We start from the raw sequence: 22,288 nt of genomic DNA on the forward strand, positions 1-22,288 counted from the left end.
GGTCCCCGGCGTTCGCGCGTCGCCAGGCTCAGGCGTACACCGCCGAGAGCAGCTCGACGTGGAACACCGCGGCCGGCTTGGCGTCCTTGCCGCAGGACTCGGCGCGCGGCTCGGACTCCTGCCGGGTCACGGTGAGCTCCCAGATCTGCCCGTCCACGCGCGTCACCGTCACGGAGTCGCCGTCGGCGACCGCGGCGAGACCGATCGGGTCCGTGAACGCCTCCCGCGCCCGGACCCAGGAGACGGCGGCGCCCTCCCGGGGTGGCAGCCAGCTGACGCTGCGGTCGTGCTGCTCGTTGAGCGTGCCCACCGCGAGCTTGCCGGACGCCGCGGCCTCCAGCACCTCGACGCCCAGCGTGGGCGTCAGGCGGGCCAGCACCTGCCCGTACGGCAGGAGCACGCCGGTCGGCGCGAACCGGTGGCCGCTGGTGTGGGAGCACTCCCACACGCGCAGGTCGCGCTCGGCGAGCGCCTCGACGATCGGACGCCCCACCAGGGCGCAGCAGCGGTCGCGCTTGGCGTTGGTGCACACGAGCAGCACCGGATCGGCCGGGTGGAGCCAGGGCGCCTCGACCGGACGCGTCTGGGCCAGGTGCTCCCACGGCAACGTCAGCACCTCGGCGGGATCGTCGACCTCGCCGCTGAGCAGCCAGGCCGCGCCGGCCAGCCCGCCGGCCACGAACACGCGCCGCGGCCCGCCGTGGGAGTCCGCGTGCTGCCCCGGGCGCCGGATCAGGATGGCGCGCCCGCCGTGAGCGGCGGCGGCGGCCTCGATGCGGGCGCCGAGATCGGGGTCGAGGTGCGACTGGGTGAAGGCGTCGCGGCCCCACGGGCCGGGCTGCTCCAGGGCGACCCAGAAGGACGCCTGCGGGGCCGTGCCGAAGGCGGACAGGCCGCCCCAGCCCAGCGAGCAGGAGTCGGGCGGCAGAGGGGGATTCGCAGGATGGTTCATCGGGGCATCCTTCGCCAGAGGGGACGGGGGACGAACGGGGCGACGAAGAACATCGCCCGGAGCTGCCAGGGGATCCACAGGACGGGGGCTCCCCCGTCCGCGAGCCGGCGCGTGACGGCGTCCGCCACCTGGGCGGGCGTCGAGGAGAACACCGCGGGCTTCATCCCGCGGGTCATCCGGCCGACGACGAAGCCGGGCCGGGCGATCACGAGGTCGACGCCGCTGCCGTGCAGCGCGTCGGCCAGGCCGGAGGCGAACCCGTCGAGCCCGGCCTTGGCCGAGCCGTAGACGTAGTTGGCGCGGCGCACGCGCACCCCCGCCACCGAGGAGAAGGCCACGATCGCGCCGCGCCCGCGCGGGCGCATCCGGGCGGCCAGCACCGTCAGCAGTGAGGCCTGGGCGACGAAGTCGGTGGTGAGGATCCGCACCACCTCGGCGGCGTCGCCCTCGGCGCGCTCCTGGTCCCCCAGGACGCCGAAGGCGAGCACCGCGACGCCGATCTCGCCGAAGCGTCGCTCGATGTCGGCGACCAGCGCGGGGTGGGCCGCCGTCTCGTCGGCCTCGAAGTCCACGACCTCGACGGTCCCGCCGGCGGCGGCCACCGCCGTGACGGCCTCGCGGGCGTCCGAGCCGGGCCGCACGGCCAGCACGACCGTGGACGCCTCGGGCGCCAGGCGCGTCGCGATCTCCAGGCCGATCTCGGACCGGCCCCCGAAGACCACCACGACGCCTCGGCTCATAGGCTCCCCCGCAGGGCGCGCAGCCGCGTGAGCGTGGCGTCGCGGCCCAGGATCTCCATGGACTCGAACAGCGGGGGCGACACGCGCGCGCCGGTCACGGCCACGCGCAGCGGCCCGAACGCGAACTTGGGCTTGACGCCCAGGCCGTCGACGAGCGCGGCGCGCAGGGCGGCCTGGATGCCCGCGTGCTCCCATTCCCCGAGGTCCTCCAGCGCCGCGGCCGCGGCGTCCAGGATCTCGGCGGCGTTCTCGGGCAGGCTCGCCCGGGCGTCGTCGGCGACCACGATCGCGTCGTCGGCCGCCAGCAGGAACGCGATCTTGTCCGGCACCTCGGACAGCAGTACGAGCCGCTCCTGGATCAGCGGCGTCGCGGCGCGCAGCACCCGCACCTGCTCGGCGCTGGGACGCTCCCAGGCCCCCGTGAACGCCAGGTGCTCCAGGATCGCGTCGGCGAGTCGCTCGGGGCTGAGCGCGCGGATGTAGTGCCCGTTGAGCCAGTTGAGCTTGTCGAGGTCGAAGACCGGGCCCACGGTGTTCACCTTGGACCAGTCGAAGCCGGCGACGAACTCGTCGAACGTCGAGACCTCCTGCTCGCCGTCGGCGGGCGGGTAGCCCAACAACTGCAGGAAGTTGACCAGCGCCTCGGGCAGGTACCCCTGCTCGCGGAACCACATGAGCCGGGCGGCCGGATTCTTGCGCTTGGAGATCTTGGACTTGTCGGTGTTGCGCAGCAGCGGCATGTGGGCGAACGCGGGCACGTCCCAGCCGAGCCAGCGGTACAGCAGAGCGTGCTTGGGGGTGGAGCTGATCCACTCCTCGCCCCGCACGACGTGCGTGATCCCCATCAGGTGGTCGTCCACGACGACGGCCAGGTGGTAGGTGGGGAAGCCGTCGGCCTTGAGGATCACCTGATCGTCGGGGTGGGGTGCGGCGACCGGGCCGCGCACCAGGTCGTCGAACGTCAGCTCGACATCGTCGGGGATACGCATCCGCACCACGGGCGTCTCCGAGAAGCCGGGCAGCGCCGCGCGTTCCTCCCGCGTCTTCCCCAGGCACAGCCGGTCGTAGCCGGTCACGGCCTGCTTGGACGCCTGCTGCTCGGCGCGCAGCGCGGCCAGCCGCTCGCCCGAGCACCAGCACAGGTAGGCGTGCCCGTCGGCGAGGAGCTGCTCGACGAAGGGGCGGTACGTGTCGAGCCGCTCGGACTGCCGGTAGGGCGCGTACGGGCCGCCGACGTCGGGCCCCTCGTCCCAGCCCAGGTCCAGCCAGCGCAGCGTCGAGAAGATCTGCTCCTCGGACTCGGGCACGTACCGGTTGCGGTCGGTGTCCTCGATGCGCAGCACGAACTGCCCGCCGGTCTTCCTGGCCCAGGCCAGGTTGAACAGCGACATGTAGGCGGTGCCGACGTGCGGGTCGCCCGTGGGCGAGGGGGCCACGCGCAGGCGCGCGGGGACGAGAGCAGCTTCAGTCATGATGTCGTCAAGGGTATCGCCTCACGGCTGGGCGCCCGGCTCGCCCCCGTAGCGCCCCGCACGTGCGTCAGCGCGTCCGCCTCCGCGAGGTGCACGTGCTTGATCACGCCGACGACCTCGGTGGACCACCCGAGCTCGCGGGCGGACTCCCAGGCGATCCCGACCCAGCTGCGTCCCGGGAGGACGGGCCCCCAGGCGTCCTGCTCGAACGGCGCGGCGCGGAACGGGCCCCCGGGCGAGGGCGCGAGGCCGGCGAACACGTCGGCCAGGTGCTGGTCCGCGCGCGTCAGGATCGTCACGGTGCCGCGCTCGCCCAACCCGGACGCGAGCTCGCTGTCGGGATCGAGCAGGCCGACCACGCGGGCCGGCTCCCCCAGCGCCACCAGGACCGAGCTGACGGTGAGGCCGCGGCGTTCGCGCCCCTCCCCCGCCGCCCACAGCGTCACGGGCGACACCAGCCGCCCCCGGAACCGGCGGGCCGCGTCTCGCGAGGCCGCGGGGGTGGCGAACGGATGCGTGCGATGGATGCTCACGCCCCCACCCTAGGACGCCGAACGGGCGGCCCCGCCGAAGCGGAGCCGCCCGTGGGCGTGCGGTGGGACCTCAGACGGTGGCGGCCTCGAAGGCGACCTTCTGGCTGCCGACCTTGTTCAGCGCCCAGCCGATGACCAGCAGCGACACGCCCACGCCGATGGCGAAGAGGCAGACGCCGAAGGAGAGCACCGAGGTGAACAGCGACGCGCGGAGGAACGAGCCGTTCATGACCGTGCCGCGCTGCTTCGTCAGCTCCTCGGCCTTGGCGGTGTCGCCGGCGTTCTTGGCGGCGGTGGCGGCGGCACCCAGCTCGGAGTAGGTCATACCGTTGCTGCCCTTGAGCGCGTGGGTGTTGATGATGTCGGCCTGGGCCAGCGCGGACAGCGGGCCGGACACGGCCGCGCCCTGCATGAACTTGGCGTCGTTGGGAACCGTGATCTTCTCAGCGGACAGCTGCGAGACGACGACACCCCAGACGACACCGCCGGTCAGGGTGAAGAGGATACCCATGACCATGGACACGATGCCGGCCATCTTGAGGGGCTTGAGGTTCATTCCGGTGCTCCTTTGAAGCTTCTGCAAGGACCCCTCCATGGGACCCTCGGACCGTTGAAAACTCTACTACTACATGGCGTAGAAGTCGAGCTATGGCAAGCCTTACCTGCCCGAAGTTGACAGTGAAACTTCACACCCTCCCGGGGTATCCGGCGCCGCCCCTTGTCCTGGCGTTTCGCCACCCGGATCACGGCGTTCCCGGCGTCCGGCGTCCGGCCAGAATCGCTGGGCAACCGACGCCCAGGACGGCGGAACCGGCCGCGCCCGGGCATGACGAAGGGCCCGCACCATGACGGTGCGGGCCCCTCGGTGTCGTTCAGATCGTCACTTGATGATCTTGGTGACGTTGCCGGCGCCCACGGTGCGGCCACCCTCGCGGATGGCGAACTTCAGCGCCTCCTCCATCGCGATGGGCTTGTTCAGGTGGACGGTCATGCTGGTGTTGTCACCGGGCATCACCATCTCGGTGCCCTCGGGCAGCTGAACGACGCCGGTCACGTCGGTGGTGCGGAAGTAGAACTGCGGGCTGTAGTTGGAGAAGAACGGCTTGTGACGGCCACCCTCCTCCTTGTTCAGGATGTAGACCTGAGCCTCGAAGTCGGTGTGCGGCGTGACCGAACCCGGCTTGCACATGACCATGCCGCGCTCGACGTCGTCCTTCTTGGTGCCGCGGAGCAGCAGGCCGACGTTCTCGCCCGCGCGACCCTCGTCGAGGATCTTGCGGAACATCTCGACACCGGTGACCGTGCTGGTCTGCTTGGTCTCGCGGATGCCGATGATGTCGATGGTCTCGCCGGTCTTGACGATGCCGCGCTCGATGCGGCCGGTGACGACGGTGCCACGACCGGTGATCGTGAAGACGTCCTCAACGGGCATCAGGAACGGCTTGTCGGTGTCGCGCTCCGGCTGCGGGATGTACTCGTCGACCGCGTTCATGAGCTCCATGATCGAGTCGGCCCACTTCTCGTCGCCGTTCATGGCCGGGAAGGCCGCGACGCGGACGATCGGCAGGTTGTCGCCGTCGAACTCCTGCGCGGACAGCAGCTCGCGCATCTCCATCTCGACGAGCTCGATGAGCTCCTCGTCGTCGACCATGTCGCACTTGTTCAGCGCGACGACGATCGCCGGCACGCCCACCTGGCGGGCCAGGAGGATGTGCTCACGGGTCTGCGCCATCGGGCCGTCGGTGGCGGCGACCACGAGGATCGCGCCGTCCATCTGAGCGGCACCGGTGATCATGTTCTTGACGTAGTCAGCGTGACCGGGGCAGTCGACGTGCGCGTAGTGACGGTTCTCGGTCTGGTACTCGACGTGCGAGATCGAGATCGTGATGCCGCGCTGACGCTCCTCGGGGGCCTTGTCGATCTGATCGAAGGCCGAGACGGCGTTCAGCTCGGGGTAACGGTCGTGGAGCACCTTCGTAATCGCCGCGGTGAGAGTGGTCTTGCCGTGGTCGACGTGCCCGATGGTGCCGATGTTGCAGTGCGGCTTGGTCCGCTCAAACTTGGCCTTTGCCACTTGGGCTCCTCATTTCCTTCTTCGCCACCGCATGGTTTGCGAGGCGCACGATTTGCTTGACTTCGTGGGTCGAACCGCCCGAAGGCGGACCTTCCCAATCTTCCTCCAGCGTCCGGGGCGAGTCAAACCGACCCACCCCCGGACGCCGAGGCGTGAACTATGCGGGAGTCCCGCCGGCGATCACTCGCCGCCGCGACCCTTCTCGATGATCTCGTCGGCCACGGACTTGGGCACCTCGCCGTAGGAGTGGAACTCCATCGCGTAGGACGCCTGGCCCGACGTCTTCGACCGCAGGTCGCCGACGTAGCCGAACATCTCCGAAAGAGGAACAAGCGCGCGCACGATTTGATTCCCGTGCGCCTCGTCCATGCCCTGGACCTGACCGCGGCGAGAGTTGATGTCGCCGATGACGGTGCCCAGGTAGTCGTCGGGGGTCGTGACCTCGACGGCCATCAGCGGCTCGAGCAGGGCCGGGTCGGCCTTGCGGGCGGCCTCCTTGAAGACCATCGAGCCGGCGATCTTGAACGCGAGCTCGGAGGAGTCGACGTCGTGGTAGGCGCCGTCGAGCAGCGTCACCTTGATGTCCTCCACCGGGTAGCCGGCCAGCGGACCGAAGGCCATGGCCTCCTGGATGCCCTGGTCGACCGCGGGGATGTACTCGCGCGGGATGCGGCCGCCGGTGACGCCGTTCACGAACTCGTAGCCCGCGCCCGCCTCCTGCGGCTCCAGCGCGACGATCACCTTCGCGTACTGGCCCGAACCACCGGACTGCTTCTTGTGCGTGTACTCGACCTTCTCCACCGCACGGCGCAGGGTCTCGCGGTACGCGACCTGCGGCTTGCCGATGTTGGCCTCGACCTTGTACTCGCGGCGCATCCGGTCGATCAGCACCTCGAGGTGCAGCTCGCCCATGCCGGCGATGATGGTCTGGCCGGTCTCCTCGTCCGTGTGGACGCGGAAGGTCGGGTCCTCCTCCGCCAGCCGCTGGATGGCGGTGGAGAGCTTCTCCTGGTCGGACTTGGTCTTGGGCTCGATCGCCTGCTCGATGACGGGGTTCGGGAACTCCATCGACTCGAGGATGATCGGGGCCTGCGGGTCCGCCAGGGTCTCGCCCGTGGTGGTGTCCTTCAGACCCATGACCGCGCAGATCATGCCGGCGCCGATCTCCGAGATCTCCTCACGCTTGTTCGCGTGCATCTGGTAGATCTTGCCGACCCGCTCCTTCTTGCCCTTGGTGGCGTTGAGCACCTGCGTGCCCGCCTTCAGGATGCCGGAGTAGACGCGCACGTAGGTCAGACGACCCAGGTGCGGATCCTGCGCGACCTTGAACGCCAGGGCCGACAGCGGCTCGGTGTTGCTGGGCTCGCGGTGCATCACGACCGTCTCGTCGCCGGGCTTGAAGCCTTCCATCGCCGGCACATCGAGCGGCGAGGGCAGGTAGTCGATGACCGCGTCCAGCATCGGCTGCACGCCCTTGTTCTTGAAGGACGTGCCGCAGACGACCGCGGTGAACTTGTTGTCCAGGACGCCGCGGCGGATGGCCGCCTTGATCGTCGGGACGTCGATCACGTCGCCGGAGTCCTCGGCCAGCAGCCAGATCTCGGCGAACTCGTCGTCGTTGTCGGCCAGCACCTGGATCAGCTCCTCGCGGGCCTCCTCGGCGGCGACCTGCAGGTCGGCGGGGATCTCCTCGACGGTGTAGTCCTCACCGATCGCGGTCTCGCCGCGCCACATCAGCGCACGCATGCCGACCAGGTCGATGACGCCCTGGAAGTCGGCCTCGGCGCCCACGGGCAGCTGCAGCACCGCGGCGGTCGCGTTCAGCCGCTCGCGGATCGTCTTGACGACGAACTCGAAGGACGCGCCGGTACGGTCGAGCTTGTTGACGTAGCAGATGCGCGGCACGCCGTACTTGGTGGCCTGACGCCACACCGTCTGCGACTGCGGCTCCACGCCGGCGACACCGTCGAACACCGCGACGGCGCCGTCGAGGACGCGCAGCGAGCGCTCCACCTCGACGGTGAAGTCGACGTGGCCCGGGGTGTCGATGATGTTGATCAGGTGGTCGTGCCAGAAACACGTGGTCGCGGCCGACGTGATGGTGATGCCGCGCTCCTGCTCCTGCTCCATCCAGTCCATGGTCGCCGAGCCCTCGTGGGTCTCACCGATCTTGTAGTTGATGCCGGTGTAGAACAGGATGCGCTCGGTGGTGGTGGTCTTGCCGGCGTCGATGTGGGCCATGATGCCGATGTTGCGGACTTTGGCCAGGTTCGTGGTTAGGTCAATGGCCACGGGTGGTTCCCCTCTTGATTGCTTGGTTCGTCGACTCAGGACAGGCGCGAAGCCCTCTCCCCAGGAAGGGAGAGAGCTTCGGCTCGATCACCAGCGGTAGTGCGCGAACGCGCGGTTCGCCTCGGCCATCTTGTGGGTGTCCTCGCGCTTCTTGACGCTCGCGCCGAGGCCGTTGCTCGCATCGAGCAGCTCGTTCATGAGGCGCTCGGTCATCGTCTTCTCGCGGCGCTGCCGGGAGAAGGTGACCAGCCAGCGCATCGCCAGCGTGGTGGAGCGGTTCGGCTTCACCTCGACGGGGACCTGGTAGGTCGCGCCACCGACGCGGCGGGACTTGACCTCGACCGCGGGGCGGATGTTGTCCAGGGCCTTCTTGAGGGTCTGCACGGGATCAACGCCGGTCTTGGCCCGCGTCCCCTCCATGGCGCCGTAGACGATGTTCTGAGCGGTGGTCTTCTTGCCGTCGAGCAGGATCTTGCTGACGAGCTGGGAGACCAGCGGGGACCCGTAGACCGGGTCGACGACGATCGGCCGCTTCGGGGCCGGACCCTTGCGAGGCATTACTTCTCCTTCTTCGCGCCGTAGCGGCTGCGGGCCTGCTTGCGGTTCTTCACGCCCTGGGTGTCGAGCGCGCCGCGGATGATCTTGTAGCGCACACCCGGCAGGTCCTTCACACGACCGCCACGCACGAGCACCATGGAGTGCTCCTGCAGGTTGTGCCCCACGCCGGGGATGTACGCGGTGACCTCGATACCGGAGGACAGCCGGACGCGCGCCACCTTGCGGAGGGCGGAGTTCGGCTTCTTCGGGGTCGTGGTGTAGACACGCGTGCACACGCCGCGGCGCTGCGGGGAGCCCTTGAGGGCTGGCGTCTTGCTCTTGCTGGCCTTGTCAGTGCGGCCCTTGCGGACCAACTGCTGGATGGTGGGCACCGGCTGGTACTTCCTTCGTTTCGTGTTGACCCCTCGTCGGAGTCACGCTTGGGGCACGGGGAGGAAGTCACCGGGAAGCGCGGGGCCCCTGGCGCAACCGATCCTCGTGGGGATTGCGAGCCCGCACCGCGCACCGCGAAGGGCGCAGGGGCGAGCAGGGTTCGTTCGGTCACCCGAACACAACGACAAAGACTAGTGGTTAGGCCTGATCGCGGTCAAAATCTTGAACCGCCCCGAGCCATGACTAGCCGAAGAACGTTACCGTCCCACTGTACCCGCCCGGCGCGGCTGACCCAAACCCGCGGCGTCCGGGGAACGCGGGAGCGCCCCCGGGACGGATCCCGGGGGCGCTCTCGATCACGGAGACGATTCGACTCAGCTGAAGTCGCCGAGGTCGAAGTCGTCGTGCGGCAGCGCGGGAGCGGCGCCCGCGATGTCGTAGTCGTACGCGTCGTAGCTGAGGTCGTAGGCAGCAGCCCGCGCCTCCGCCGTCGGCTCGACCCGGATGTTGCGGTACCGGTCCAGGCCGGTGCCGGCCGGGATCAGCTTGCCGAGGATGACGTTCTCCTTCAGGCCGACCAGCGAGTCGGACTTGGCCTGGATGGCCGCGTCCGTCAGGACCTTGGTCGTCTCCTGGAAGGAGGCCGCCGACAGCCACGACTCGGTCGCCAGCGACGCCTTGGTGATGCCCATGAGCACCGGACGCCCCTGGGCCGGCGTGCGGCCCTCGGTGATCGCCTTGCGGTTCTCGGCCTCGAACAGGCTCCGGTCGACCAGGTCGCCCGGGAGGATGTTCGTGTCGCCCGACTCGATGACCGTCACGCGGCGCAGCATCTGCCGAATGATGATCTCGATGTGCTTGTCGTGGATCGGAGCGCCTTGGGTCCGGTACACCGCCTGCACCTCGTCGACCAGGTGCTCCTGGACCTTGCGCAGACCATTGACGCGCAGGATGTCCTGCGGGTCGAGCGTGCCCGCGTAGAGCTGCTCACCGGCCTCCACGTGGACGCCGTCCCCGATGGAGTGCTTGACCAGCTGCTGATCCTCCCACTCCAGGCGGACGCGGCGCGGCAGCACGTACTCGAGGTCCTCGTCGCCGTCGTCGCGCACGATGACGAGCTTCCGGTTCCGGTCGCCGTCCTCGATGCGGACGCGGCCGGCGGCCTCGGCGATCGGGGCCTTGCCCTTGGGGGTGCGGGCCTCGAAGAGCTCGCCGACGCGCGGCAGACCCTGGGTGATGTCGTCGCCGGCCACACCACCGGTGTGGAAGGTACGCATCGTCAGCTGGGTGCCGGGCTCGCCGATCGACTGGGCCGCGACGATGCCGACGGCCTCGCCGACATCGACGAGCTTGCCGGAAGCCAGCGAACGGCCGTAGCACATCGCGCAGGTGCCCAGCGCCGACTCGCAGGTCAGCACCGAACGGACCTTGACCTCCGTCACGCCGGCGGCGATCAGGGTGCGGATGATCTCGTCGCCGAGGTCGACGCCGGCGGGCGCCAGCACCTCACCCTTGGCGTCGGTGACGTCGGCGGCGAGCGTCCGGGCGTAGACCGAGGTCTCCGCGCTGGGCGAGGGCACCAGGTTGCCGTTGCGATCCGTCGCGACGATGGACTTGGTCAGGCCGCGCTCGGTCCCGCAGTCCTCCTCGCGGATGATCACGTCCTGCGACACGTCCACCAGACGACGGGTCAGGTAACCCGAGTCGGCGGTCCGCAGCGCGGTGTCCGCCTGGCCCTTACGACCACCGTGCGTGGAGATGAAGTACTCCAGAACCGACAGGCCCTCACGGAAGTTCGACTTGATCGGGCGGGCGATGATCTCGCCCTTCGGGTTGGCCACCAGGCCTCGCATGGCGGCGATCTGACGCATCTGCGTCATGTTCCCTCGGGCGCCCGAGTCGACCATCATGTAGATGGGGTTGTCGGTGGTGAAGTTCTCCTCCATCGCCGCGGTCAGCTCGGCGGTGGCGTCGGTCCACAGCTGGACGAGCTCCTGCTGGCGCTCCTCCTCCGTGACCTTACCGCGCTCGAACTGGCGGGTGATCTTGTTCGCCTTCGCGTCGTAGGTCGCCAGGATCTCCGGCTTGCTCGGCGGCGTCTGGATGTCGGAGATCGACACGGTGACGCCGGAGCGGGTGGCCCACTTGAAGCCGATGTCCTTGAGGCGATCCAGCGTGCGGGCGACGTCCACCTTCTGGTAGCGCTCCGCCAGCTCGTTCACGATCGCGCCCAGCTGCTTCTTCCCCACCGAGTTGTTGACGTAGGGGTAGTCCGCCGGCAGCGCCTCGTTGAACAGGGCGCGGCCGAGCGTCGTCTCCAGCAGGAACGAACCGTCCTCGCGGGTCTCCACCCCGACGGGCGGCGTGATGCCGCGCATCAGGATCTTGATCTGGGAGTTGACGGCGATCTCGTCCCGATCGAAGGCCATGTAGGCCTCGTCCTTGCTGGAGAAGGCGCGCCCCTCCCCCGGCTGCCCGGCGCGGGCGGTCGTGAGGAAGTAGTGGCCGATGATCATGTCCTGCGTGGGCAGGGTGACCGGACGGCCGTCGGCGGGCTTGAGGATGTTGTTCGTGGACAGCATCAGCACGCGCGCCTCGGCCTGGGCCTCGGCGGACAGCGGCAGGTGCACGGCCATCTGGTCGCCGTCGAAGTCGGCGTTGAAGGCGGTGCAGACCAGCGGGTGGAGCTGGATGGCCTTGCCCTCGATCAGCTGCGGCTCGAACGCCTGGATGCCCAGACGGTGCAGGGTGGGCGCACGGTTCAGCAGGACCGGGTGCTCCTGGATGACCTCTTCGAGGACGTCCCACACGACGGGACGCTGACGCTCGACCATCCGCTTGGCCGACTTGATGTTCTGGGCGAGGTTGAGGTCGTCCAGACGCTTCATCACGAACGGCTTGAACAGCTCCAGCGCCATGGTCTTCGGCAGGCCGGCCTGGTGCAGCTTGAGCTGCGGGCCGACGACGATGACCGAACGGCCCGAGTAGTCCACGCGCTTGCCGAGCAGGTTCTGACGGAACCGGCCCTGCTTGCCCTTGAGCATGTCGGAGATCGACTTGAGCGGACGGTTGCCCGGCCCGGTGACCGGGCGGCCGCGGCGGCCGTTGTCGAACAGCGAGTCGACGGCCTCCTGCAGCATCCGCTTCTCGTTGTTCACGATGATCTCGGGTGCGCCCAGGTCCAGCAGCCGCTTGAGGCGGTTGTTGCGGTTGATGACGCGGCGGTACAGGTCGTTGAGGTCGGAGGTCGCGAACCGGCCGCCGTCCAGCTGCACCATCGGGCGCAGGTCCGGCGGGATGACCGGGACGGCGTCCAGCACCATGCCGGTCGGGTCGTTGCCCGTGGTCAGGAACGCGGAGACGACCTTGAGGCGCTTGAGCGCGCGCGTCTTCCGCTGCCCCTTGCCGGTGGCGATGATCGTGCGCAGGTTCTCGGCCTCGGCCTTCAGGTCCATGTCGGCGAGGCGGCGCTTGATCGCCTCGGCACCCATGAAGCCGGCGAAGTACTTGCCGAAGCGGCTCTTCATCTCGCGGTAGAGGATCTCGTCGCCCTCGAGGTCCTGGACCTTCAGGGTCTTGAAGCGCTGCCACACCGCGTCGAGGCGGTCCAGCTCGCGCTGGCTGCGGTCGCGCAGCTGCTTGACCTCGCGCTCACCGGCGTCCCGGACGCGCTTGCGCACGTCCGCCTTGGCGCCCTCCTCCTCGAGCTGGGCGACGTCCTCCTCGATCTTGCGCATGCGCGTCTCGATGTCGGCGTCGCGGCGGGCCGCGATCTGCTTGCGCTCGACCTCGACCTTGGCCTCCAGCGACGGCAGGTCGCGGTGGCGCGCCTCCTCGTCGACCGAGGTGATCATGTACGCGGCGAAGTAGATGACCTTCTCGAGGTCCTTCGGCGCGATGTCGAGCAGGTAGCCCAGGCGGCTCGGGACGCCCTTGAAGTACCAGATGTGGGTCACGGGCGCGGCCAGCTCGATGTGGCCCATGCGCTCGCGGCGCACGTTGGAGCGGGTCACCTCGACGCCGCAGCGCTCGCAGATGATGCCCTTGAAGCGCACCCGCTTGTACTTGCCGCAGTAGCACTCCCAGTCCCGGGTGGGGCCGAAGATGCGCTCGCAGAAGAGTCCGTCACGCTCGGGCTTGAGCGTGCGGTAGTTGATCGTCTCAGGCTTCTTGACTTCGCCGTGGCTCCACTCGCGGATCTGGTCCGCGGTGGCCAGGCCGATACGCAACTCGTCGTAAGCGTTGACGTCCAGCACGTTACTTCCTTCTCTCCCCTACACCTTGGGGATTGTTGTTCGGACCGGTGGCCGCCGATCCGGACGACAGGACCGACCGGGGCCCCGGCCGGCTGGGAGCTGAACTCCCGATGGGGTGGTCGCGCCGAACCGCTCGCGGGTCCGGCGCGACCCTCAAAGAATCAGACTTCCTCGATGTCGGCGAACGAGTCGGCACCGGGGCGGCGGGACAGGTCGATCCCGAACTCCTCCGCGCGGTGGTAGTCGTCCTCGGAGTCACGCAGCTCGACGACCGTGCCGTCGGAGCTGAGCACCTCGACGTTCAGGCACAGCGACTTCATCTCCTTGACGAGCACCTTGAAGGACTCGGGGATGCCCGGCTCGGGGATGTTCTCGCCCTTGACGATCGCCTCGTACACCTTCACGCGGCCCGGCACGTCGTCGGACTTGATGGTGAGGAGCTCCTGCAGCGCCCAGGCGGCGCCGTAGGCCTCCATCGCCCACACCTCCATCTCACCGAAGCGCTGGCCACCGAACTGCGCCTTACCACCCAGCGGCTGCTGCGTGATCATCGAGTACGGGCCCGTGGAGCGCGCGTGGATCTTGTCGTCCACCAGGTGGTGAAGCTTCAGCATGTAGATGTAGCCGACGCCGACCTTCTCCGGGTACGGCTCGCCGGAGCGGCCGTCGAAGAGCTGGGCCTTGCCGCCCGAGTCCACCAGGCGCAGGCCGTCGCGCTGCGGCAGCCCGTTCTCCAGCAGACCGGCGATCTCGGCCTCGGTCGCGCCGTCGAACACCGGCGTGGCCAGGTTCGAGTCGCCCTCGACGTGCGTCAGGCCGACATCCTTGAGGCGCTCGGCCCACGGCGCGTCCACATCGGTGATGTCCCAGCCGCTGTGAGCGATCCAGCCCAGGTGCGTCTCCAGCACCTGGCCCACGTTCATGCGCGACGGCACACCGAGCGGGTTGAGCACGATGTCGACCGGGGTCCCGTCCTCGAGGAACGGCATGTCCTCCACGGGCAGGATCTTGCTGATGACGCCCTTGTTGCCGTGGCGGCCGGCGAGCTTGTCGCCGTCGGAGATCTTGCGCTTCTGCGCCACGTAGACGCGGACCAGCTGGTTCACGCCCGGGGCAGCTCGTCGCCCTCGTCGCGGTCGAACACCCGGACGCCGATGACCGTGCCGGTCTCGCCGTGCGGCACCTTCATCGAGGTGTCGCGCACCTCGCGGGCCTTCTCGCCGAAGATGGCGCGCAGCAGGCGCTCCTCCGGGGTCAGCTCGGTCTCGCCCTTCGGGTGACCTTGCCGACGAGGATGTCGCCGGTGCCGACCTCGGCGCCGATGCGGACGATGCCGCGCTCGTCCAGGTCGGCGAGCATGTCGTCGCCGACGTTGGGGATGTCGCGGGTGATCTCCTCGGCGCCCAGCTTGGTGTCGCGGGCGTCGATCTCGTGCTCCTCGATGTGGATCGAGGTCAGGACGTCGTCCTGCACCAGCCGCTGGCTGATGATGATCGCGTCCTCGTAGTTGTGGCCCTCCCACGGCATGAACGCGACCAGCAGGTTGCGGCCCAGCGCCATCTCGGCGTTGTCGGTGCTCGCACCGTCGGCCAGCGGGGTGCCGACCTCGACGCGATCGCCGTCGTGGACCAGCGGGCGCTGGTTGATGCACGTGGTCTGGTTCGAGCGCACGAACTTGGCCAGCCGGTAGCTGGTCTGGGTGCCGTCGTCGTTCATGACGTCGATCAGGTCGCCGGACACGCTCGTCACAACGCCGGCCTTCGCCGCCACCGTGACCTCGCCGGCGTCCACCGCGCCGCGGTACTCCATGCCCGTGCCCACGTACGGGGCCTGGTTGCGGAGCAGCGGGACGGCCTGACGCTGCATGTTGGCGCCCATCAGGGCGCGCGACGCGTCGTCGTGCTCGAGGAACGGGATCAGCGCGGTCGCGACCGACACCATCTGGCGCGGGGAGACGTCCATGTAGTGCACGTCGGCGGCCGGCACCTCGTCGGCGTCGCCGTGCTTGACCCGGACCAGCACGCGGTCCTCGGAGAAGCGGCCCTCGTCGTCCAGCTTGGCGTTGGCCTGCGCGACGATGTAGCGGTCCTCCTCGTCGGCGGTGAGGTAGTCGATCTGGTCGGTGACCTGGCCGTCGACGACCTTGCGGTACGGCGTCTCGATGAAGCCGAACGCGTTCACGCGGGCGAAGGACGCCAGCGAGCCGATCAGGCCGATGTTCGGGCCTTCAGGGGTCTCGATGGGGCACATGCGGCCGTAGTGCGACGGGTGGACGTCCCGGACCTCCATGCCGGCGCGGTCGCGGGACAGACCACCGGGGCCGAGCGCCGAGAGGCGACGCTTGTGCGTCAGTCCGGCGAGCGGGTTGTTCTGGTCCATGAACTGCGACAGCTGCGAGGTGCCGAAGAACTCCTTCAGCGCCGCCACGACGGGACGGATGTTGATCAGGGTCTGCGGCGTGATCGCCTCGATGTCCTGGGTCGTCATCCGGTCGCGGACGGTGCGCTCGAGGCGCCCCAGGCCGATGCGGAGCTGGTTCTGGATCAGCTCGCCGACCGTGCGGAGGCGACGGTTGCCGAAGTGATCGATGTCGTCGGTCTCGACGGGCAGATCACCCAGGGTCTCCTTGCCCTCGTGCAGCGCCACGACGTAGCGGATGGCCGAGACGATGTCCTCCATCGTCAGCACCTGCTGGTCGAACGGCTGCTCCAGGCCGAGCTTCTTGTTGATCTTGTACCGACCGACCTTGGCCAGGTCGTAGCGCTTCGGGTTGAAGTAGTAGTTCTCCAGCATCGCCTGCGCGGCCTCGCGCGTCGGCGGCTCGCCCGGACGCAGCTTGCGGTACAGGTCGAGCAGCGCCTCGTCGGTGTTGGCGGTGTTGTCCTTCTCCAGCGTGAGCCGGATGGACTCGTACTCGCCGAACTCCTCCAGGATCTGCTCGTTGGTCCACCCCAGCGCCTTGAGCAGGACGGTGACGTTCTGCTTGCGCTTGCGGTCGACGCGGACGCCGACCATGTCGCGCTTGTCGACCTCGAACTCGAGCCACGCACCGCGGCTGGGGATGATCTTGGCGGTGTAGATGTCCTTGTCGGACGTCTTGTCGGGGGTCTCCTCGAAGTACACGCCCGGGCTGCGGACGAGCTGGGAGACGACGACACGCTCGGTGCCGTTGATCACGAAGGTGCCCTGGGGCGTCATGAGCGGGAAATCGCCCATGAAGACCGTCTGGCTCTTGATCTCGCCGGTCTCGTTGTTCACGAACTCGGCGGTGACGAACAGCGGCGCCGAGTAGGTGACGTCGCGGTCCTTGCACTCTTCGACGGTGTACTTCGGGTCCTCGAAACGATGGTCGCGGAAGCTCAGCGACATCGTCTCGGAGAGGTCCTCGATCGGAGAGATCTCCTCGAAGATCTCCTCCAGTCCGGACTTCGTGTTGATGTCGGTCCGCCCCTGCTCGAGCGCGTCGGCAACCGACTGGCGCCACACGTCGTTGCCGACGAGCCAGTCGAAGGAGTCGATCTGCAGATCGAGGAGGTTGGGGACCTCCATGGGCTCATGGATCTTCGCGAACGAGATCCGGCCACTGGGGGAAATGACGTTGGTGTTCTTCGACGCAGCGCGCGAGACGGCCAAGACTATGGTCCTTCCAAGAAACCCGGCAGGGAGGTTCTTTGCATGCAAAACGCCCCGCGTCAAATCGCCACGGGTCGTCAAATGAGGCAAAGCATGAGTATAGTCCGCTTCCGCGCGCAACGCAACCGCCGCGTCGTGCGCCGCCTGGGTGCCCGGGCCACGCTGCCTCGGACGCGAGCAGCATAACCCCCGGGACCCCGCGATGCACGCACCCGTGCCTCATCGACCCGGGCGCGTCCCTGCGCCGCCGCCGCGCCCGCCGGGCGCCCCTGCCCCGCCGGCGGTCGCCTCGCCGGCGGTGACGCTCGTCGCGCCGGCGCCGACCGTGACCGCGTACACGGTGCCCGCCGTCATCCCGGGCGCGGAGTGGACGACGTTCGCGAACGCCTTGGGCGAGGTGAACCGGACCGGCTCGGCACCGTCGGCGGCGATGGTGATCGTGTCGCCGGCGACGCCGCCGATGGCCGCCTGCAGCCAGCCCTGCGGGGAGTCCGCGTCAGGGGTCTCGGCCATGCCCGCCGAGCCCGCGGCGAGCAGCGTTCCTCCGCTGAGGGTGAAGGCGCCGTTGACGTCCAGCGCCCCGTTGCCGGCCCCTGTCGGCCCCCACACGACCACCGTGCCGCCGGTGATGACGGCGTCGCCGTTGGAGTCCAGGCCGTCGCCCTCGGCGTCGATGGTCACGGTGCCGCCGCTGATGGTGAGCCGCCCGTCGATGACGGTCTCCCCTCCCCCGCCCGGCCCGCCGCCCGCGCCCCCGGACGCCGCGGCGCCCTCGGCGGCGGACACGTTGAGACCGTCGTCGCGGCTCGTCACCGCGATGGTGCCGCCCGACAGGGTGAGGTCGTTGCCCTCGATGCCCTCCTCGGAGCGGGTGATCGTCACGCTGCGGCCCGCGATGGTGACGTCGGCCTCGGCGTGGATGCCGTCGTCGCCGCCGGCCAGGAGGAGGGTGCCGTCGGCGATGGAGACCACGGAGTCGGAGTGCACGGCGTCGTCGGCCGCGTCGAGGGTGAGGCTGCCGCCCCCGATCACCACGTTGCTGCCCGCCTTGAGGCCCTTGGCCGAGGCGTCCGTGGCGAGAGGGGTGTCCGCGCCGCCGCCGGTCGTGGCCCGCAGCGCGCCCCCGGTGACGATGACGTCGGTGGTCGCGGCGAGGCCGTCGCCGTCGGCCGTCAGCGTGATGTCGCCGCCGGAGACCTGGATCCAGCCGGCGTCCGCGTCGGTGTCGTTGTCGGACTTCAGGGCGTCCCCGCCCGCGGTGACCGCGAGGGTGCCGCCGCTGATCACCAGCAGGTCTTTGCCGCGGAGGCCGTCGTCGGCCGCGTCCACGGTGAGGGTGCCGCCCGCGATGACGAGGTCGTCCTTGGAGGCGATGCCGTCGAGGCTGGGGGCGCTGACCGCCAGCGCCCCCGTGCCCCGATGGTCAGGTCGGCCATCGAGAACAGCGCCGCGTTCGGGGCGTCCTCGCCCGTGGCGGTGGCGTACTCGGCGGCGGAGGCCAGCGAGTTGCTGGTCCCGTCCGCGAGCACGACCGCCACCGCGTCCGCCTTCGACACCACCAGCGCGGCGCCGGTGGCGGAGGCGATCGAGGCGTCGGACAGCAGGAGCGTGACCTGGCCCTCGGCGTCCGCGGCCACGACGACCTGGCCGCTGAGCCGCCCGGTGAGGACGTACGTGCCGGGCGCCGTGATGGTCACGTTCGCGCCGTCGACGGTGACGCCCTCCCCGTCGGCGACGGCCGTGTCGCCGAGCAGGGTGATCCGGACGCCGCCGGTCGGGTCGGCGTCGAGCGCCGCCGAGGTGGGCCGCTTGTTGGCGGCGACCGCCTCGGCGACCGAGATGGCCGCCGTACCCGCGGCCGCCGAGGCGGCGTCGGGGACGGATGAGCCCGGGGCGGACGCGCCGGGCGCGGCGGAGCAGGCGGTGAGCGAGGCGACCACGGCGAGCGCGGCGAGGGAGGCAGACAGGCGGGAACGAGGGGTCATGGGGGTCTCCAGGATCAGGTGGTGGTTCAGGCGGCCAGGAGGCGGTGCCAGCGATTGCGGGCAGGTCGGGCCGCAGCAGGGCGAGCCCGCAGCCGTACTTGGACAGGGGGATGGGGCGATGGCCGGCGCGCCACAGCGCGCGCTCGACGTCACCCGCGGGGCCCGACGTCTTGGTCTCCACCACGATCGAATCGCGCCAGGCGAGGCCCCCGTCGCCCGCGGGCGGCGTCCAGGTCAGGTCGAGGTCGATGGTCAGTCGCGTGGGGCGTCCGGGAAGCAGGATCGTCGCCCGGCGGTAGCCGGTCCGCAGCTGCGGGGTCAGGCGTCGGACGTCCGGGGCGAGTCCGGTTTCGCGCAGGCACTGCTCGACGAAGTCCCCCACCGCGCCCTGCAGCGGCCCGCCCGGCCAGGGCAGTCGCCGCTTCCGGGTCAGCGAGCCGGATCGTGTCTTGACCTCCAGGAAGTGGAGGTCCGAGGCGACGTAGCTGCGCGTGCGAACCTTCCAGCGCCGCCCGCGGCGGAGCGCGGTGGCGAGGTAGGCGTCCAGATCGGGGGTGTCCAGGTAGACGGTGTCGTACAGCGGGGTCCGCTCCCCGTGGACCTCCAGCACCCGGCTCCCCGCGGGGAGCGCGCCCACCACCTCGTCGAGCGCGTGTGCCGGCAGCAGGTACTTGCGGTCGACGCGGGTCAGCAGCGAGGCGGTGGCGTTGAGCTCCTCCAGGCCGATCGTCGGCAGGTCGGTCAGGGCTCCGGGGGCGGCGAGAACCGTCATCGGACCGGCTCCGAGACACGGGCGCCGGGCAGGGCGCGGGCGCGCACCTCCACGGTCGTGGTGTCGTTGACGAGGTCGAGCCGCTGCACGGAGAATCCCAGGACGGTGGCTCCGAGCTGGGACTCCAGTCGGGCGCGCAGGGCGGTCGGGTCGGCGAGGGCACGGTCGAGCACCACCACCTGGCGGGTGTAGCCGCGCAGGACGCGGGGGTGGTCGATGACGGCCAGCGCACCGACCAGCGCAGCCATCAGGGCTGCGACCAGCGCCAGGTCGCCCCCCAGCCCGGCGATCAGGCCGAGGGCCAGGGCGGCGAAGTAGTAGGCCACCTCGCTCTGGGCGAGTTCGTCGGAGCGCAGCCGGATGATCGACAGGACGCCGAACAGCCCCAGTCCCAGGCCGGCCGCGACGGCCGACGTCTGCAGCGCGACGCTGACCGCGAGCACGCCGAGGTTGACGCCCAGATAGGCCACGGCGAGGTCGCGGCGGTGGTGGCGCGGGAAGTGGACGCCCAGGACCAGCACGAGGATCGCGACGAGATCGAGGGCCAGGAAGGGCAGCACGGCTGACATGGGGACTCCAGTTTCGGACGGGGACGTTCCCATTCAGTCCGAGTGGGCTGTGGCGTTCCTGTGACCGCTCCCGCGCCTTCCTGTGAACGCGTTCCGGCCGCCCGCACGCGGCCCCGTCCTCACCGCCGTACGGGACCTACGCGGCAGTGACCGCCCTCGTCAAGCGGGGTTCCCCGTCGTAGATTGGACGTCGGGAGGGACCATGTCTCGCGTACGCGTCCACAACTTCTCCGTCTCGCTCGACGGGTTCGGCGTCGGCGTCGGCCAGCGGCTGGAGGCCCCGTTCGGCCACGCGGGCGGCCGCCTGCTGGAGTGGGCGCTGCCGACCCGGACGTTCGCCGACATGGGGCTGCACGGCCCGGCCGAGGCGACCGTCGGCGTCGACGAGGCCTTCGCGTCGGGCTGGAACACCGGCATCGGCGCCGAGATCATGGGCCGGCACAAGTTCGCGCCGGCTGACGCGGCGTGGCCCGACGAGTCGTGGCACGGCTGGTGGGGCGACGACCCGCCGTTCCACACCCCCGTCGTGGTGCTGACGCACCACCCGCGCCCGCCGCTGCGCATGCAGGGCGGGACGACCTTCCACTTCGTGGACGCGGAGCCAGCCGCGGCGTTGACGCTCGCACGGGACCTGGCGGATGGCCGCGACGTCCGCATCGGCGGCGGGACGACCACCGTCCGGTCCTTCCTGGACGCCGACCTCATCGACGAGATGCACGTGGTGCTCGTCCCGATCCTGTTGGGACGCGGCGAGCGGCTCTGGGACGGCCTCGAGGGACTGGAGGAGCGCTTCCGTATCGAGGCCACCAGCTCGCCGAGCGGCGTGGTCCACCTGCGCTTCTGGCGGCGCACTCCCCCGGTGTGAGCGCGGCCGCGCAGCCCGTCGACCCCGGACGCAGGCGAAGGCCCGCAGGATCAGATCCTGCGGGCCTTCGTGGTTGCCGATCGTGATCGGCGGGGAGTCACTTGACGGTGACGGTGGCGCCGGCGGCCTCGAGGGCCTCCTTGGCCTTGGCGGCGGCGTCGCGCGCAACCTTCTCCAGGACGGGCTTGGGCGCACCCTCGACGAGGTCCTTGGCCTCCTTCAGGCCGAGGGAGGTCAGGGCGCGCACCTCCTTGATGACCTGGATCTTCTTCTCGCCCGCGGACTCGAGGATCACGTCGACCTCGGAGGACTCCTCCTCGGCCGGGGCCTCGCCGGCACCGGCCGGAGCGGCGGCGGCCGCGACGGCGACCGGGGCGGCGGCGGTGACGCCGAAGGCGTCCTCGAACTGCTTCACGAACTCGGAGAGCTCGATCAGGGTCATCTCCTTGAAGGCGTCAAGGAGCTCTTCGTTGGTGAGCTTCGCCATGTTGGGCGTTCCTTTCGTTATTCCGCAGCCTGCGGCGCGGCGTCGTCTGCCTCGGCAGCGGGCGCTGCGTCGGTTGCCGAGGCGTCCTCGGCGGTGTCGGGCTTCTGGTCCTCAGCGGGGGCGGCGACGCCGGCCCCACCGATGAGAGCCGGGTTCTCCTCGGCGGCACGCTCGAGCGCACCCAGGACGCGAGCGGCCTGGTTGAGCGGAGCGGCGAGGAGGTAGACGGCCTTGCTGAGGTTGGCCTGCATGCCGCCGGCCAGCTTGGCCAGCAGAACCTCGCGCGACTCGAGGTCGGCGAGCTTCTTCACCTCATCGGCGTCGAGGACGCGACCGTCCATGACGCCACCCTTGATGACCAGAAGCGGGTTGTCCTTCGCGAAGTCGCGCAGACCCTTCGCCACGGTGGCAACGTCACCGCGGATGAAAGCGATCGCCGTGGGGCCGGTGAGCTGGTCCTCGAGTCCATCGAGGCCGGCCTCGCGGGCGGCGATCAGGGTCAGAGTGTTCTTCGCGACGGCGTACGAGGCATCCTCGCCCAGGGAACGGCGCAGATCGCGCAGCCCCTTGACGGTGATCCCACGGTACTCGGTCAGAACAGCGGCGTTGCTGGAGGTGAAGGCTTCCTTCAGCTCCTCAACAGCGGCTGCCTTGTCCGGCCTCGCCATGAGTCTCCTTCCCACTTCTTCTCGTGAGCCCTGACATGAAAAAATCCCCGTGCGCCTGGC

Annotated in this window: 15 protein-coding genes and 3 pseudogenes; 1 reads left to right on the forward strand and 17 read right to left on the reverse strand. The window is 69.8% G+C overall.

Annotation, left to right across the window (positions count from 1 at the left end):
* Positions 1-28: 28 nt before the first annotated feature.
* The 15 genes and pseudogenes from G7070_RS03000 to G7070_RS03065 form a co-directional block, all read right to left on the reverse strand.
* A complete protein-coding gene (locus G7070_RS03000; protein ID WP_166231867.1) occupies positions 29-952 on the reverse strand; it encodes a ferredoxin family protein in 924 nt (307 codons plus the stop codon).
* Positions 949-1,692 (reverse strand): SDR family NAD(P)-dependent oxidoreductase, encoded by a 744-nt coding sequence (locus tag G7070_RS03005; RefSeq protein ID WP_166231869.1) that lies wholly within the window; start codon positions 1,690-1,692, stop codon positions 949-951. The genes G7070_RS03000 and G7070_RS03005 overlap by 4 nt, the downstream gene beginning before the upstream one ends.
* Positions 1,689-3,083 (reverse strand): glutamate--tRNA ligase, encoded by a 1,395-nt coding sequence (gene gltX, locus G7070_RS03010; protein ID WP_246227588.1) that lies wholly within the window; start codon positions 3,081-3,083, stop codon positions 1,689-1,691. The genes G7070_RS03005 and gltX overlap by 4 nt, the downstream gene beginning before the upstream one ends.
* A gap of 77 nt (positions 3,084-3,160) precedes the next feature.
* Positions 3,161-3,697 (reverse strand): flavin reductase, encoded by a 537-nt coding sequence (locus G7070_RS03015; protein ID WP_166231873.1) that lies wholly within the window; start codon positions 3,695-3,697, stop codon positions 3,161-3,163.
* A gap of 70 nt (positions 3,698-3,767) precedes the next feature.
* Positions 3,768-4,253, reverse strand: a complete 486-nt coding sequence (locus tag G7070_RS03020; RefSeq protein ID WP_206079907.1) for an aromatic ring-opening dioxygenase LigA — start codon at positions 4,251-4,253, stop codon at positions 3,768-3,770.
* A 324-nt stretch (positions 4,254-4,577) separates the two neighbouring features.
* Positions 4,578-5,771: an elongation factor Tu gene (gene tuf / locus G7070_RS03025; protein WP_166231877.1), complete on the reverse strand. Its 1,194-nt coding sequence runs from the start codon at positions 5,769-5,771 to the stop codon at positions 4,578-4,580.
* Positions 5,772-5,951: 180 nt separating this feature from the next.
* Entirely contained in the window at positions 5,952-8,063 is a 2,112-nt protein-coding gene (gene fusA, locus G7070_RS03030; protein ID WP_166231879.1) for an elongation factor G, read from the reverse strand.
* 87 nt (positions 8,064-8,150) lie between these two features.
* On the reverse strand, positions 8,151-8,621 hold the full coding sequence (gene rpsG / locus G7070_RS03035) for a 30S ribosomal protein S7 (RefSeq protein ID WP_166231881.1): 471 nt from the start codon (positions 8,619-8,621) through the stop codon (positions 8,151-8,153).
* Positions 8,621-8,992: a 30S ribosomal protein S12 gene (rpsL, locus tag G7070_RS03040; protein ID WP_166231883.1), complete on the reverse strand. Its 372-nt coding sequence runs from the start codon at positions 8,990-8,992 to the stop codon at positions 8,621-8,623. The genes rpsG and rpsL overlap by 1 nt, the downstream gene beginning before the upstream one ends.
* Positions 8,993-9,367: 375 nt before the next feature.
* Complete coding sequence (locus G7070_RS03045) at positions 9,368-13,249, reverse strand: DNA-directed RNA polymerase subunit beta' (protein WP_166231885.1); 3,882 nt, start codon at positions 13,247-13,249, stop codon at positions 9,368-9,370.
* Between the two features lie 161 nt (positions 13,250-13,410).
* Positions 13,411-16,882, reverse strand: a pseudogene (rpoB, locus tag G7070_RS03050) (DNA-directed RNA polymerase subunit beta).
* A 219-nt stretch (positions 16,883-17,101) separates the two neighbouring features.
* Positions 17,102-17,869: a carbohydrate-binding domain-containing protein gene (locus G7070_RS18285; RefSeq protein ID WP_431977928.1), complete on the reverse strand. Its 768-nt coding sequence runs from the start codon at positions 17,867-17,869 to the stop codon at positions 17,102-17,104.
* Positions 17,864-18,867 (reverse strand): annotated as a pseudogene (locus tag G7070_RS18290) (carbohydrate-binding domain-containing protein); the annotation flags it as partial. The gene G7070_RS18285 and the pseudogene G7070_RS18290, both read right to left, overlap by 6 nt.
* Before the next feature lie 85 nt (positions 18,868-18,952).
* Positions 18,953-19,639 (reverse strand): annotated as a pseudogene (locus G7070_RS19735) (polyphosphate polymerase domain-containing protein); the annotation flags it as partial.
* A complete protein-coding gene (locus G7070_RS03065) occupies positions 19,636-20,208 on the reverse strand; it encodes a DUF4956 domain-containing protein (protein WP_166231887.1) in 573 nt (190 codons plus the stop codon). The pseudogene G7070_RS19735 and the gene G7070_RS03065, both read right to left, overlap by 4 nt.
* Before the next feature lie 202 nt (positions 20,209-20,410).
* Here G7070_RS03065 and G7070_RS03070 point away from each other — a divergent pair, with 202 nt between their 5' ends.
* Positions 20,411-21,073 (forward strand): dihydrofolate reductase family protein, encoded by a 663-nt coding sequence (locus G7070_RS03070; protein WP_166231889.1) that lies wholly within the window; start codon positions 20,411-20,413, stop codon positions 21,071-21,073.
* 97 nt (positions 21,074-21,170) lie between these two features.
* On the opposite strand, the gene rplL is transcribed toward G7070_RS03070, so the two are convergent.
* Together rplL and rplJ are read right to left on the reverse strand one after the other, a co-directional pair.
* A complete protein-coding gene (gene rplL, locus G7070_RS03075) occupies positions 21,171-21,560 on the reverse strand; it encodes a 50S ribosomal protein L7/L12 (RefSeq protein WP_166231891.1) in 390 nt (129 codons plus the stop codon).
* 17 nt (positions 21,561-21,577) lie between these two features.
* Positions 21,578-22,228 carry a 50S ribosomal protein L10 gene (gene rplJ / locus G7070_RS03080; RefSeq protein WP_166231893.1) on the reverse strand — a complete coding sequence of 217 codons (651 nt, stop codon included), beginning with the start codon at positions 22,226-22,228 and terminating at the stop codon, positions 21,578-21,580.
* Between the last annotated feature and the right edge of the window lie 60 nt (positions 22,229-22,288).

Source organism: Propioniciclava coleopterorum, assembly GCF_011393335.1.
In the GTDB taxonomy this organism is placed as follows: domain Bacteria; phylum Actinomycetota; class Actinomycetes; order Propionibacteriales; family Propionibacteriaceae; genus Propioniciclava; species Propioniciclava coleopterorum.